At 46.6% G+C, this 14,350-nt stretch carries 10 protein-coding genes; 3 read left to right on the forward strand and 7 right to left on the reverse strand.

The features are described from left to right. Nucleotides 1-147 precede the first annotated feature (147 nt). Nucleotides 148-1,362 carry a GAF domain-containing sensor histidine kinase gene (locus AC3A8L_RS11800; protein ID WP_487962461.1) on the reverse strand — a complete coding sequence of 405 codons (1,215 nt, stop codon included), beginning with the start codon at nt 1,360-1,362 and terminating at the stop codon, nt 148-150. 175 nt (nt 1,363-1,537) lie between these two features. On the opposite strand from AC3A8L_RS11800, the gene ppc reads away from it, so the two are divergent. Continuing rightward, the gene (ppc, locus tag AC3A8L_RS11805) at nt 1,538-4,174 is read left to right on the forward strand and encodes a phosphoenolpyruvate carboxylase (protein ID WP_487962462.1); all 2,637 of its coding nucleotides are present in this window, start codon (nt 1,538-1,540) and stop codon (nt 4,172-4,174) included. 119 nt (nt 4,175-4,293) lie between these two features. Further along, nucleotides 4,294-5,589, forward strand: coding sequence for a hypothetical protein (locus AC3A8L_RS11810; RefSeq protein WP_487962463.1), 1,296 nt, complete (start codon nt 4,294-4,296; stop codon nt 5,587-5,589). Between the two features lie 151 nt (nt 5,590-5,740). On the opposite strand, the gene AC3A8L_RS11815 is transcribed toward AC3A8L_RS11810, so the two are convergent. The 3 genes from AC3A8L_RS11815 to AC3A8L_RS11825 all read right to left on the reverse strand — a co-directional run bounded on the left by AC3A8L_RS11815 (nt 5,741) and on the right by AC3A8L_RS11825 (nt 10,740). After that, the gene (locus AC3A8L_RS11815) at nt 5,741-7,387 is read right to left on the reverse strand and encodes a hypothetical protein (RefSeq protein ID WP_487962464.1); all 1,647 of its coding nucleotides are present in this window, start codon (nt 7,385-7,387) and stop codon (nt 5,741-5,743) included. Beyond that, nucleotides 7,387-9,825, reverse strand: a complete 2,439-nt coding sequence (locus tag AC3A8L_RS11820) for a DUF1592 domain-containing protein (RefSeq protein WP_487962465.1) — start codon at nt 9,823-9,825, stop codon at nt 7,387-7,389. The genes AC3A8L_RS11815 and AC3A8L_RS11820 overlap by 1 nt, the downstream gene beginning before the upstream one ends. A gap of 312 nt (nt 9,826-10,137) precedes the next feature. Further along, nucleotides 10,138-10,740: a TetR/AcrR family transcriptional regulator gene (locus AC3A8L_RS11825; RefSeq protein WP_487962466.1), complete on the reverse strand. Its 603-nt coding sequence runs from the start codon at nt 10,738-10,740 to the stop codon at nt 10,138-10,140. A gap of 163 nt (nt 10,741-10,903) precedes the next feature. On the opposite strand from AC3A8L_RS11825, the gene AC3A8L_RS11830 reads away from it, so the two are divergent. Continuing rightward, complete coding sequence (locus tag AC3A8L_RS11830; protein ID WP_487962467.1) at nt 10,904-11,194, forward strand: DUF1330 domain-containing protein; 291 nt, start codon at nt 10,904-10,906, stop codon at nt 11,192-11,194. A gap of 166 nt (nt 11,195-11,360) precedes the next feature. On the opposite strand, the gene AC3A8L_RS11835 is transcribed toward AC3A8L_RS11830, so the two are convergent. From AC3A8L_RS11835 to AC3A8L_RS11845, 3 genes are all read right to left on the reverse strand, one after another. Then, nucleotides 11,361-11,801, reverse strand: a complete 441-nt coding sequence (locus AC3A8L_RS11835; protein WP_487962468.1) for a hypothetical protein — start codon at nt 11,799-11,801, stop codon at nt 11,361-11,363. A 9-nt stretch (nt 11,802-11,810) separates the two neighbouring features. Beyond that, a complete protein-coding gene (locus AC3A8L_RS11840; RefSeq protein ID WP_487962469.1) occupies nt 11,811-13,019 on the reverse strand; it encodes a porin in 1,209 nt (402 codons plus the stop codon). A gap of 22 nt (nt 13,020-13,041) precedes the next feature. After that, nucleotides 13,042-14,350 (reverse strand): TonB family protein (locus AC3A8L_RS11845; protein WP_487962470.1); only part of this gene is annotated, 1,309 nt, incomplete at its 5' end.

Genomic DNA, 14,350 nt, shown 5'->3' on the forward strand with positions numbered 1-14,350 from the left:
AGTTACCGAGGCATGTAACGCTTTGAGCAACGAAGGTAAGGAGGTCGAGATCAAGTATTAGTGGATGAAATATTGTTTCCTCGTCCCTAAATATGAGTGATGAGGTTCGACTGGGCAAGTGAGTACTGAGACTGTAACAAGAATTTTTTAAGAACTGGGGGGGAGTGGTGCCGGTAGGCTAAAGCTTATTTTTGTTCCGTTGGTAAATGAGTCGTCTATCCAGATCTCGCCGCCGCGTTCGAAGATGTATTGGCTGCAAAGCATCAAACCGATTCCTGCTCCGTGTTCGCCCTGTGAGCAAGGCTGGCTGTTAACGGCTTTTTTAAATAAATGTGTGCGTGCATCGGGAGCAATTGCATCACCATCATTAGCTACAGAGATAATAATTTGCTGGTGGGTATTGGGGGTGTCGGTGGCAGTAATCCAAATATTGCCGCCAGTAGGGCAATATTTGGCAGCGTTGGAAAGTAAGTTGCGCACAACTGTTTTTACCATGGGCGCGCTGGCTAGGACTTGGCTTGTGCTAGGTACTTCACAGTGAAGTACCAATGCCTTGTGTTGAAACATATCATTGGCGAACGCGATATTTTCACTAATTAATGAAGCGACGTTAATAGCGGTGGGCTCGCTGTTGGGGCTGCCCAATTGCGCTTGCGACCACTGTAAAAGTTCTTCTAGCAAGTGGTAGGCGCTTAACGAAGACGACAGAATGTTGTGTGCAGAGTGTGCAATACGCTGTGGGGATAAGTCCTCAGTCCGGTTTGCCAAAATCTTACTTAAACCCAGTATCGAGTTGAATGGTGTTCTTAAGTCGTGGGCCACTAACGATAAAATGCGCTCTTGCTCTTTGTGCATACGCTCTAGGCGGCGGTTGCGCATGCGCAATTCGAGCTGGCTAATTACTTGTTTCGAGAGTGCGATCAGCGCCGAGGTTTGCTCTGGGCTAAGGTGGTGCGGTTTTTGATCGATAACGCAAAGAGTGCCAATAGGGTAGCCATCGGGTGTGATGAGCGGTGCGCCAGCGTAAAAGCGAATATCGGGTGCGCCGGTCACTAATGGATTGTCGGCAAAGCGTACATCTTGGGTGGCATCTGGAATTTCGAATACACCATCTTGCAAAATAGCATGGGAGCAAAAGGCAATACTGCGTTCGGTTTGCGCCGCATCTAAACCACGGCGCGATTTAAACCACTGGCGCTCAATATCGATAAGGCTTACGAGCGATATCGGCGTGCCACAAATCTGGCCTGCCAGTAGGGTTAAGTCGTCGAACACGGCTTCGGCTTCGGTATCGAGCACCTCGTAGTGCTCAAGTGCTTTGAGGCGTAGTGTTTCTTGTGGATGTAAGTTGGCACTAATCATGATTACGCCTAGAATCGCGTTGGCGACAAATATGGACAGTTTTCTGCGATCCCCTCAAATAATAATAGATGATGCTTAGACGATTTGCTTAGAATCATGGGCTTAAATGTTATTGTCAGTGTCACATTAAGCAATGCTAGAATGCGCCTTATACATACATTCGTGAGGTAATTGCATGGCCCAGCTTCCCCATTCCCTGAGAGATAATGTTCGTTTATTAGGTGAGTTACTCGGTGACACTTTGCTTAAGCACGAAGGTCCTAAAATCTTTAAGAAGGTTGAGGATATTCGTAGCCAAGGCAAGCATGTTGTGGGTGAATCGGCTGATGCGAAAGCGTTACTAACGCTACTAAATAGTGTGGAAGATCATGAAGTGCTGCCGATTACGCGCTCATTTAATCAGTTCCTCAATTTGGCGAACATTGCTGAGCAAGAGTTCAGCGCCAGTATTGAAGCGGGTACAGATGACCATCTCGATGAGTTACTGATTAAGCAGGTTGCGGCTTTAGGTAAGGACGAGCTGGCTAAAGTCGTGAATGGTTTGAAAATTGAACTTGTACTCACGGCTCACCCTACCGAAGTGACACGTCGTACACTGATTCATAAGTACGACAAAATTGCCGATAGCCTTAGCAGTCTTCGGCGCGCAGACTTATTACCTCACGAGATTTCACACGAGCAAAGCAATCTTAGCCGCTTGATTGAGGAGATTTGGACGACCGATGAAATTCGTAACGAGCGCCCCACGGCTGTGGATGAAGCACGTTGGGGTTTTGCGGTTATTGAAAGCAGCTTATGGCAAGCCGTGCCCGATTTCATTCGTCATTTAGATGGCTTGTCGCGCAAGCGTTTGGGCAAGGGCTTGGGGTTGAATGCGGCTCCGTTTTCTTTCTATTCATGGATGGGTGGGGACCGTGATGGCAACCCGAATGTAACCCATGATGTGACCGAGAAGGTGATGCTGCTTGGGCGCTGGATGGCGGCGAGCCTGTACCTTAAAGATATTAAAAGCTTGGCCGGTGATTTAAGTATGACCGTGGCCAGTGCCGAGCTTATGGCGCAGCTGCCAGAAAGTTCGAAAACCCCTTACCGAGAGTTGCTTGCACCTGTGGCTCGGTTGCTGGAAAGCACCGTCAGCTGGAGCAACGACAAGTTGCGAGGCAATGATGTTTTTGCGGGTAATTATGAACTTTTCACCGAGCGTACACAGGTGTTGTCTGCCCTAGAGCTTTGCCATCGTTCATTGTGCGAGCAAGGGCTAGAGGATATCGCCAACGGGCCGTTAACAGATTGTATTCGTCGTTTAAACTGTTTTGGTATCAACCTTGTGCCGCTGGATATTCGTCAAGACGGCGAGCGCCATGTAAAAGTATTGGATGAGTTGACGGAATATCTCGATATGCCCGAGTATCGTGGCAAGGGTAGTTATATCGAGTGGGATGAAGAGGCGCGCCAAGCGTTTTTACTTGAGCAGCTCGATAGTAAGCGCCCTCTATTCCCTCGCGATTGGCGTTGCAGTGATGATTCACAAGAAGTCCTCAAAACGTGCAAGGTCATTGCTAATGAGCCACGAGAGGCACTTTCGCATTATGTGATATCAATGGCGCAGCAGCCCTCTGATGTACTTGCGGTTGCATTATTACTGAAAGAAAGCGGCATGACGTGGAATATGCCTGTCGTGCCATTATTTGAAACGCTTGACGATTTAGATCGTGCGCCCAGTGTTATGAACCGTTTGTGGCAAATGCATTGGTACCAAGCTTATACCGAAGGCCATCAAACGGTGATGATCGGTTATTCCGATTCCGCTAAAGATGCCGGTAAATTAGCGGCCACTTGGGCACAGTATAAAGCGCAAGAACAGCTAGTGACGATTGCCGAGAAGTACGGAGTGCAGTTGGTATTATTCCACGGCCGTGGCGGTACTGTTGGCCGTGGGGGCGGCCCTGTTGAAAAAGCGATGGCGTCGCAGCCTCCGGGTTCTGTGAAAGGCGTTATACGCGTAACGGAACAAGGCGAAATGATTCGCTATAAGTTTGGTCGCAAGCGCGTTGCGTTTAAAAGCTTATCGACTTATGTCACTGCGAACTTAATGGCAACGCTTGCTCCCGATGCTGCACCTAAGCAAGAGTGGCGCGATTTAATTGAAGCAATGTCGAAAGTGAGCCTAGAGGCTTATCGAAGCGTTGTGCGCGGTAATGATCAATTCGTCGAATACTTTCGAAGCTTAACGCCCGAGCAAGAACTTAGTAAGCTGGCTTTAGGAAGTCGCCCTGCAAAACGCAAATCAACAGGGGGCGTCGAAAGTTTGCGCGCAATCCCTTGGGTTTTTGCCTGGACACAGGTGCGTTTAAATTTACCGGCTTGGTTGGGTACCCGCCAAGCGCTGGTTTATGCTCGCGAAAATTCTCCTGAGCTACTGCAGGAAATTCTGACTGATTGGCCATTTTTTGCTAGCTTTATGGATTTGTTAGAAATGGTATTGGGCAAAGCAGACTTACAGGTGTGTGCACATTATGAAAACCAATTGGTGGATGAGTCTGTACGCCCGCTAGGTTTGCAGTTACGCACCGATCTGGCGGACCTTAGCCAGTTAATTTTGGAGATTAAAGGGCAAGAAATGTTGCTCGATCACGACCCAGAATTACAAAGCACATTAAGTGTGCGCAAACCGTATGTCGATCCGTTGAATTTTTTACAGGTTGAGCTATTAAAAAGGGAGCGTAAAGCAGGTAGTATTAGCGCCGATTTAGAGCGTGCGCTTAAGGTGACCATGACGGGTATCTCGGCGGGCATGCGCAATACAGGCTAAAACTCACTGAGTGAGCTCTAGCCTCTCGCGCAAAAACAACCACAATGTTTTTTTATGGCCAATTCACTCGGGGGCGTTAATTCCCCGAGTGATGCAAGACCTAAGGCAAGAGAAATCCCATGTCCACTACATTGAATGCTCCTGATGTACAAGAGGTTGTCTACCGTTACCCCGGTATCAGTTTTATCTCGCAGGCGCTCACCAATAATAAAAGTCGTCGCGTACTCGATTTAGGTTCAGCCTCGGCGGCTAGCTTTAACTTTTTTATGCGTAAAAGCTGCACGGTACGTTTTGAAAACGTCAGCACATTTTTGGCCGATCAAATTACTGGGTCCCCAGAGGGGCACGACCCAGCCTCTATTCGTAAGCATCTAGAAGATTATTTGGGCGGTTTTCGCAGCCATGAAAAATTCGATGTCGTGCTTGCATGGGATTTATTTAATTTTCTAGATTTAGAAACAATTAGCTGGTTAATGGGGAAGTTGGGGCAATATTGCCATGATAACAGCCTGTTACACAGTGTTCGCTACACGGCAAAATCCCCGCTAACACCGGTTCAATTTCAAATTGTGAATGAGAACGAGGTTAAGTCTTTAACTGGCGGGCAAGTATTACGCGGCTATGAATACCATGCACTGCCTGATCTGGTACGCAATTTACCGTTTTATCATCTCGACGGGAGCTTTAGTTTACAGATCGGTATGCCTAAGGGGGTGGGTGAAGATGTTTTTCGTTTTCTTCCGTCTAAAAAGAATGTTTTACGGCATAGCGCGAAAATGGAGCTTCCCTCTGTAAGTGCTAAATCGCTACCCGGTACCGAACACCGCTCTTACGCTTTAGCCTCGATGTGCGATTATTTAACAAGTATTGAAGCGCCGCGAATTTTGGATTTGGGTGCGCGGATTGATACCAATGAGGAGTTTTACCGTAATTACACTAACGACGTTGTCTTTGCCGAAATCTATCAAGACTTAAAGCGTGATATATCGGCTGATGAGCTTCGCTTTAAAGAGAAGCTCTTTAATTGCCAACCAGACGATAAATTTGATGTAATTTTTGCTTGGGGCTTGCTGGGTTACTGTACGCAAGAGCAATTACTGGCATTAAAAGAGCGGTTATTACCGCATATGCACTCGAACACTAAGATCCATGTTGTTATTTATGCCGGCTATACACAGCCAGCAGCGCCGGATAAATACTACATTAAAAATACTGAAACACTGCATCTTCCTGAAGTCCAAGATTACTGCAATACTCACCCTCCGTTAACGGCCATCCGGCTACTTAAAATATTGGGTGATGCCAGTTACGAAAGTAGCTACATCATGAAGCCCGGCATGGCACCCAACTTCTTTGAACATATCTTGATACTGCAAAAAACCGAAGCAAAGTCGCGGAAGAAAACACCGGCTTAGATTATTCGTTTTTTTGATAGTTGCTGGATCACAGAAGAACTGCAGGGTTAATACACAAGGAAAACAAACATTACCAACGAATGTTTGTTTTCCTTGTCCTCATCTTCGTTACTCAATGTGTCGCATACCTCGGTAACGATTCCTCAACAGCTTAACCCCGATAGGTTGTATGTCGACCAGGTGTTGAAAAGTTAATTAAATCCCTATCACTGTTTGAGCGCGCATCACTAAATACGCGTCCGCCTTCGCTACCCCAACTGGTTCGGTCGGAACCGAATAGCTTTAATAGAGAAAGGTGCAGGTTGGCGACTTTGTCGTGGCCCGCATAACTGGGTACTGTTGATCCAGTGTAAGCGTCGGAGCCATCAAAGACATGAGCGCTGTAGTCGCCATCGGCATTGTTGCCAAGCTTGGGCAGTAGGTGTTCACCGCTGGCTAAATGTTTGCCGCCGCCTACGATTGCAATCGCCATGTTGTTTGCTGAATGAACGCCAGGAAAGCCATTGCTACCCGTAATATAGATAATCGTATTATCTAAAACATTTTGGCCGGTGCCTGGCGCTAACGGGTCGTCCATGTTCTGAAGATCATTAATCAATGTGCCGATTTGGCGATAATAATATTCATAAATGGATTTCATGCGTTGATTATTTAACGCTTGCCCGCCGATCTCCCTGTGTGTGGCATTGTGAAAGTCGATATCGCTATGGCCTGGGATATTGGTACCGTTTAGGCCGTTGGCATCAATGGTCGTAACGCCGGTGGCCTCTGAATCTGTGAATGAAAAGTTGATGACACGATGTAAGTCACAGTTGATAACTTGTTTTATGGCTTCAAGATTGTATTGGTTTAAATCGTTATGATTGGCGTTAACGCCTGGCCAGCTAACCTCTGATTGCACGCAGCCGCCGGTAGGCTGTGCCCGCTGAGCAGATAAATAATTTTGGTGTTTCTCTATGCGAGCTTGTAAATCGAGCATTTTTTGGTGACTTTGTTCGGTTTCCTGAATTTGTTTTTGAGTAATAAAATTAGCGACATCGGTATTGTGAATGAGTCTAAATACTTGTTCTAAACCAGTTTCCGGTAATGGTCCAGTGTGGCTATTTTGAATGCCGAAAATTGAAGAGTAAGTGTTTTCGTTGCCTGGGTATAATGGATTTTTTACGGTACCGTTAGGACGGTAAGTAAGAAAGCATCCATAATTAGCGTTGCCATCAAACTGGCCTGCGCCAGTAGTTGGCGCATAATAGACACTGTCACTGCCGGTATATTCCCCCCAGTACGGTTTATGAGACATTAAGGTCATTGGCATTGCTGAGTTTTGAATTGGGTCGTTCGCATTGGCCTGCATATTGGCATATGGCGAGTAATGGCTACCCATAAGGCGTGCAATTTCGTAATCTAGCGATACGGTATGGGGGTGATCGGAAGGGATCGTACGATCGGTTGAAATCGGATTGCAAGTAAGAAGATAACTAAAGCCCGCCATTCCATGCCAAAAGCCATCTTCAATGTTATAACTGAAATTAGAGAAAAATCGCGTGTATGGACGAGCACTTTCTGGAAATTGATCCCACATTAGGCGTATAAAATTATCATCACCATTTGAACCATCGGTGGTTTCTGTGCGTGGTGAAAACGGTAGGGTAATCGAAATAAACCTAAGGGGCCTATCGCTTTGTGCTGTTTGCGCTTGTACTTCGCGGGCGAGTGGCGACAGTGCAAACGGAATTGAAAAAGCCCCCTTGAGCACACCGCTGGAAAAGTTTCTGCGGCTAATATTTTTTAAGCTCATCATTAATCCCTCCTAATCATTCTGAATTCAGGTCGCTTGATAAGATTTAGCAACAATGTTCGTAAGCCCGGCGCAGCATCAAGTGCGATACGCTTACTAGCCGTTTGTGAGGTGTGCTGACTTGTATTGTCGCTATTGGAAGCAATTACTCCACGCTCGGCATTGGTTCCTATAACAAAGTCGTATAGGTGGTCTGTTAAGCATTCACTGAATGCCGGTGTCTGATCAAGTAGTGCAATAAGCTCTTGGTGGTTATTAAAGCTTCCGCTAATTAATCGGCCGTAGTCAGTGCTAAAGTTGATGCTGCCACCGAGTTTATCCAAATAAAAGGTATCGGCTTTTTCTGTTGGGCCATTGGCATTTTGATTGCCAGGAATTCCTACCGCTTCGTATACGGCATATTCTGGCAGGCTGCCGTTCAGGCTCAATGAGACTGGGTGGCGGCCCAGGCGATCAAAGGCCTCAAAGGGAAAGCTTATTGGGTTGATATTTTGATGGCAGCCATAACATGAAGAGCCATCACTTTCTGTAACCATCCGGAATAATGCAGACTCGGTATGTAGGCTGCGATCAATGTCTCCAATATCAGGAACTTCCCCGGATGGGGGGCCGATAATATGACACATCACATCCTTTAGAATGGTAACACCTCTATGCACTGTGGCAGGTCTATCACTTTTTGTTCCTGTTGTTAAAAAGTTGGCCTGCGTTAATAAGCCTTTACGATTATTAAGGGCTGGTACACTTGAGAGGTAGACCTGGTTAAATTCTTCTGTTAAACCCGGTACTGAAATTTGATAAAAATCAGCCAGCGTAGAATTCATAAAGGTATAGTCTGCATTAATAAGGCGATTAATGTTTTCGTTTTCGATAATTAGATGGCGGATAAAGTGTTCACTTTCGGCTTTTATTGCCTGCGCAAACTCATCTGCCCGATTGTCATCGGCTGTAGCTGTGAGGACTTGTGCAATGTCGGTTTCAAGCTTTAACCACTGACCAGTAAATGTATTGATAAAATAACGAGATTTCCCGTCGTTAAATAAGCGTATTAATTGTTCGTCTAGGATTGTGTCATCGGTACCTTCCAGCAAACTTCCCCAGTCGTAAGATAATAATTCGGTATCAGCTGCTGCCCCCCAAATTAGGTAGGAAATTTTATGGGCAAGCTCTTGTGGGTTGAGTTGATGGTGGCTGTCGGCGCTGTCCCCTCGATGGCTGTGAAACAGGAACTCAGGTGAAAATATTACATAGCTGGCAATAGACTGTATAAATGCCTCTTGTGCCTCCATACCCTGCGTACTATAAATGTCATAAATAGCCGAGGCTGTCGTTAGTGCGCTGTCGCTAGGGGTAATCGTGCGGCGAAAGGCTTTGCTTAATATTGCACTGCGATAGGCACTTTGGCACTGTGACGAGCTTGTCACTAAAGTGAAATTGCAGCCGGTTGCTGGACTGTATTGTGCTTCTAGCGCGGTACTATTGAGCTTCTCTAAAAGACTGTTGTGAACTCGCGTGAGCGCGGGATAAAGGTCGTCGAGCACATCGGTATCGGTACTGATTCCGCGTAATACGCGTAGGGTGCTGTCGGTGCTGTAACGGCTGGCACTGCTATCCAGTGGTAAATTAAAATCGGTTTTTTCCTGCTGGCTAAAGCTAATGGAAAAAACATCTTCGAGAGTATTAAAAAATTCGGTTTTGTTAAGCGCTTTAATAGGGGTGTTAATTAAATGGCTTTCGGCTGTTGTGGGCTCTTCGGTATTGGGTATGAATTGCGTAGAGATATAGGTTGTTAAAGCGTCCACGCAGGCGTTTTGCTCTACGCTTTGGCAGTCGCCGTGTAGTTCAACCATGCGCTCAACGCTTGGCCGAAGGTCTTCTGTTGTCCACTGTCTAATTAGCGCTGGTGAGCCAGGGCCGCCTTCACCTGATACGCCATGGCACAGGCTGCAATTTGCACTGTAACGGTCTTCCATAAACCCGAAGGTATCGCGTGCCTCAATGGTTACTTGAGCGGTATCTGTGGCGCCATCTTCATCGTAAACGGTCAGTTGAACACTATAGCTACCGGGTTGCGAGAAGCTAAAGCTAGGGTTAGCGTCGACGCTATCGTATTCGTTGTTGCTTTGAAAATCCCACTGGCGCAGTGTAATTGCAATGTCGTCGCTGGAGTTATCACTTCCGAATCTAACATTAAAAGGTGTTAAGCCTACGAGGCTACCCGAAACGGTAATTTCGGCTACCGGGGGTTGGTTGCTTATTGCGGGTGAGCTGACGCTACTACTTTGACTAGAAATGCTGGGTAAAGCTGAGCTGACACTACTGCTTTGACTAGAAATACTGGATGAAGAGGGTATTGGCGAGGCTGATGAATTTATTGATGACTGGCTTTGAGCTGCGCTTGAGGATTGCCTATCTTCCTGGCTACCCCCACAAGAAGCCATTAATACGGCAAGTGAGTATATTGCGCAGCGTGTGAATCTGGAGTAAGGAATCATTTCCAACCTTTATATGAGGCGTTTTAGGTGAACAATAAAAATTTATCCAGTTAGGCGAAGTTAAGGGAATCGACATCAGCATAAATGGATAAAAAATTGTTTTCTCGTCGTTTAACTCTTGTTGATACGAATGGCGATAAAAAAACAATTTGAAACTGTATCACAGGTTAGAAAATAGCGCGCCTTACTGAGACAAACGGATATATTTAAGGGGTAAGGGGTAAGGGGTAAGGGGTAAGGAAGTATTGTTTCCTCGTCCTAAAGGTTGAATGAGTCTTTATAGATACCGAGTCCAGCGAGAGATGACCTTGTGGACAGCCATAATTCTTCACTGTTGTGAATTATTTTGCCCAGTACATTAATACCAACGAGTTGATTGATTAATGCGATAGCTTTACTGCGGATTTCATTATCGTGAAGCTCTCCTTTAATTGCGGCGAGTTTAAGTAGTTTCTCAAAGCGTACTAGGCGGGCATTCATTGCGTCGGATAAAACGGGGCCAAGAGTATCGTGGGTGCCTACCATTTCCAGCACGCTATTAATTGCCAAGCAGCCACGATGTTCTGGGTCTTCAGCGCGAGCAATGCATGCGTGTTTAAACACCTTGCAAATCTCTTTTAGGATCGGTGACTTGGGGTCTAGGTGGTTTAAGGCGAAGTCCGGTGATTGCTCAGAATAGACTTCTAACACTTCTAAAAACAACGCTTCTCTTGATCCGAACGAGTGGTAAAAGCTGGAGCGAGTTAGGCCAAGTTTTTCGGATAAGGCTTTGACAGAACAGGCCTCGTAGCCGTTACGCCAAATTTCATGCATAACCGTATTCACGGCTTCGCTGCGATTGAATGCCTTTGCTCTGCCCATGGCGCCCTCCAATATTGAATTAATGTTTTTATTGTACACCTGTGGACAAAAATGTACGAACTCCCCATAATGTACACCCCTGTACATTATGGGGGCTTATGATATGTAACTATTTATCGACGCCTGAATAGTTGCAAAACAATTAATTAGATAGGGATAAACAATGAAGGCTTTTTTTGTTGCGCAGGTCACCGTAAAAAACACAGAAAAATTTCAACAGTATGCCAAGCAGGCAGGTGCTTCAATGGAGCCCTTTGGTGGTCAGGTTATAACTAAGGGGAAATTAAGTCGTTCGTTGGCTGGTGATATGGCACACGAGAATATCGCTATTGTATCTTTTCCTGATTCTGCGCAGTTGGATGCTTGGTTTAACTCCGATGCCTACCAGCATTTAATTCCGTTAAGAGATGAAGCTGCCGACATGATCTTGAGCTCTTACAGCAGCCCGGATTAAATGGTGGCGGATAGCTACTAGGGGGCGTGCATAAAATAACTTCTCGTTTTTGAATTCCTGGGTGCACGCTTGCCTTCGTTAAAAATATTGGCGGATGATATATTGTTCCCTCGACCCTAATGTTATAGAGGAAAAGGCCAGCCGATAATGCTGGCCTTTTTACATTTTACTCGGTAATCGTGAATAACACATTCACGCCGGCAAGCGCCTCTGTATCGTTCACAAAACCTACGGCATTCGGTGTGCTAGCGACGGATAAAATAAGCTCGTTAGCATTGTCGAAGTAGGTGGGTTGAACGCCTTTTCCGGTAAATATTTGTGTCGACCAATAGGATCTAAACTTACTCGGAGTCATGCGCATAACACTTTTGAAAAAGTGTTGGCTTGTGTCAGAGTTCAGATCCAGCACGGTAATGATTGGCGTTTGTGTCAGACCCAGAATATTCTTTTTATTTAAAAAGAGTGCGCGGACTTCTTTGGCGCTCAGTTGTGCGCTTTTAATACTGGGGTGTGCAATAACGGCGATATCGGCTTTACTGGCTGTCGTGTACAGGCTCCCTAGTGTGAGAATGCCACCGATTACCGCAGAACGAAAAGTGTTTTTCATGGTGGCTCCTTAAAATACCAAGTCAACACCAAAGCGAACAAGGCTTTGGCTTTTTGTTTTACTGGGGTTGGTTGCATCGGGGATTTCGATGTTGTCGAATTGCAGTTTAAACGCTGCACCTGGCTCGAAGTCGTAGCGAATACCAAAGCTGGTCGTTTCGCTGGTGACCGATAAAGCTTCGCTGACACCATCAAGAACGGCAATAATCGGGTCGAAACCACCGCCGACATTTACGGCATTTAAGGGCTGTGATAAGTCGACTTGATCATCTTCTGCTTCAGCGTAGCTGGCAAATAATGTAGCGCTACCGATGTTAACACCGGCACTAACAAAGAAGCGTTGCTGGTCTGCTGCTGGGCCAGTATCAAAGTCTAAGTTAGTGACTTCGGCAACGGCAAAGCCGTATTGCCCATCGTACTTTAATCCCAGCTGGGTATAGCTAGTATCAACCTCGTCGATTGCGAGATTGGCGATAATCTTGTTGGTCGCAGTGGCTAAAGCGGGGGCTGCTTGCGCTTGACCTTCTAGAATATTTTTTAAAGCGCCAATACTTCCGATGGGCGCTGGCAGTGCAACATCGTCAAAATTATGCACTGTTGTTTTGGCGTTATGCGCACTGGCGCGAAGCGAAAAATCACCGATACCAAAGGTTGCGGATAAACCCACATTGTTTCGGGTTTGAGCGTCTAGTGCTTCACCGCTGTTATTTAAAATGAATTCATCATCAATGGCACCAAAGTACGCTTGAAAATCGGCACTCACGGTATCGAAAAGAGTAATTTTATAGAGAAGGTCTATGCCGTCAATATTATCGAATTGCAGTGAATAAACTTCGTCTGCCGGTGAGATCCAAGGGTAGGCATAGCCGACTTCAAGAAAGTCAGAGTAGAAATAAAAGGGGGTGCGAAAGCGCCCCATCCGCAATGTTAAGCTTTGCGTTGCTTCGTATGCGAGGTAACCCCAAGCCAGTTCGGTGGCAAAATCATCTTCCCCGCGGCTAACGAGTTGTCCGGTGACGCTGAGCTTTTCGCTCACATCGGCACGGGCTTGCAAGCCAAAAATGCTGTCTTGTCGAAAGGTGATGTCGTCTTCGTATTGACGAATCGGATCATCGGTTGCCGTACCGCCAATGGCGCTTAAAAATCCATTAAATTGGATGTCGGCATAGGCGGTTGGCGCGGCAATTACTGCACACAGCAGTAGCGGCGTGTAACGCATAAAAACTCCTAGAATGTAAACGTTAAGGGGTGAAAACGTGGTGATAATCGAAACTGATTAAAGTGTCGCTATCGGGGGATTGTGGTGTAACGGGGTAGGGAGTCGCTTTTTTTGCAGCCTCTTTAATCGCCTGATTAAAACCTGCATGGCGGGAACCTTTCATTATGGTAACGTCTTCTAATTGGCCTTGTGCATTGAGTGTGATCAATGCTTTTACCGTGCCTTTTAAGCGCAAGCTTTTAGCCCAGTAAGGATAATCTACGTATTGGCTTAAGTGAGTGCGCAATGCATCGGTGTTGATATTTTCCGGTGCGATATTACGGCGTGTTTCGCCCGTGAGTAATTCATCAAATGTAGCAATGCTAACCCCCGAGGGTTTAGCGGGGGCTTGCGCGGCTTGCGACAGTGAAAAATTATGCTGGTAAGTACTTTTAAGCGTTTCTATTTTTGCCGTGATACCGGCTGGCACTGTAAATGGCTGGCTGCGCTCGAGGGCATTGCTGACGGCCTCGCCTAATAGCCCAGCATTGGGTGGCTCTATGTTATCAATGCTTACAAGCCCGAGTGTATTGTTTAGCGTAAAAGTAATGCTAACACTGCCCTCTTGGCCGAATTGTTTTGCCCAGCTTGGGTATTTTACTTGCTGAAATAATGTGTTGTGAATGTGCCATTCGAGGGTGGCCAATTGTTGCTCACGAGGAATTTCGGGCTTTTCTGTGGGGGCTGCGGGCTTTACTGTTTTGGGTTTGGTGGGCGCTGTTTTTGCGGCGACCTTTTTTGGGGCTTCTCGTTTCGGCTGTATTTTGGGCGTAATAACGGGAACTGGCACTTCTTTTTTTGCATGCCAGGTGTCCAGTAAACTCATGCGGTTGGGGTTGGGCTTAATTGCCTTGAAGCGGGCCAGAGTGGCTGGGTCGTGATGACCTTGATGGCCAGCGAGCATGCTTTGCTGAAACTCTCGCGATGGTGGCACTGGCCCCAGCCATGCGCGGCCGATGTAATTAAACAGCGCTTTTCCTGGCGCGCGTATGGCAAACACTTTGTTAACGGCAATGGTGGTCTGGTTGCCGTCAAAGACGAGGTCAATGGTGTCGCCTTGCGTTAGAGGGGTTTCGGCAATACGCGTGAAGCCTAATAAGGCTTCCAGGTTTTCGTTATCAAGAGTCTGGCTATTGTTGCTAGAAAGCTCGCGCTGCCAAACCAAGCTGTAGCTGTGTGATGTCCAGCGGGGGGTGATTATTTTGAGCAAAAAGCGCGAAGGGGTGGTGGCTTCTTCGCAGGTAATGGCTGCTTCGCAGCTTTGCGATGTGTAGTGGGCGACTAGGTAATAA

The sequence above is a fragment of the Marinagarivorans sp. genome (genome assembly GCF_982758155.1).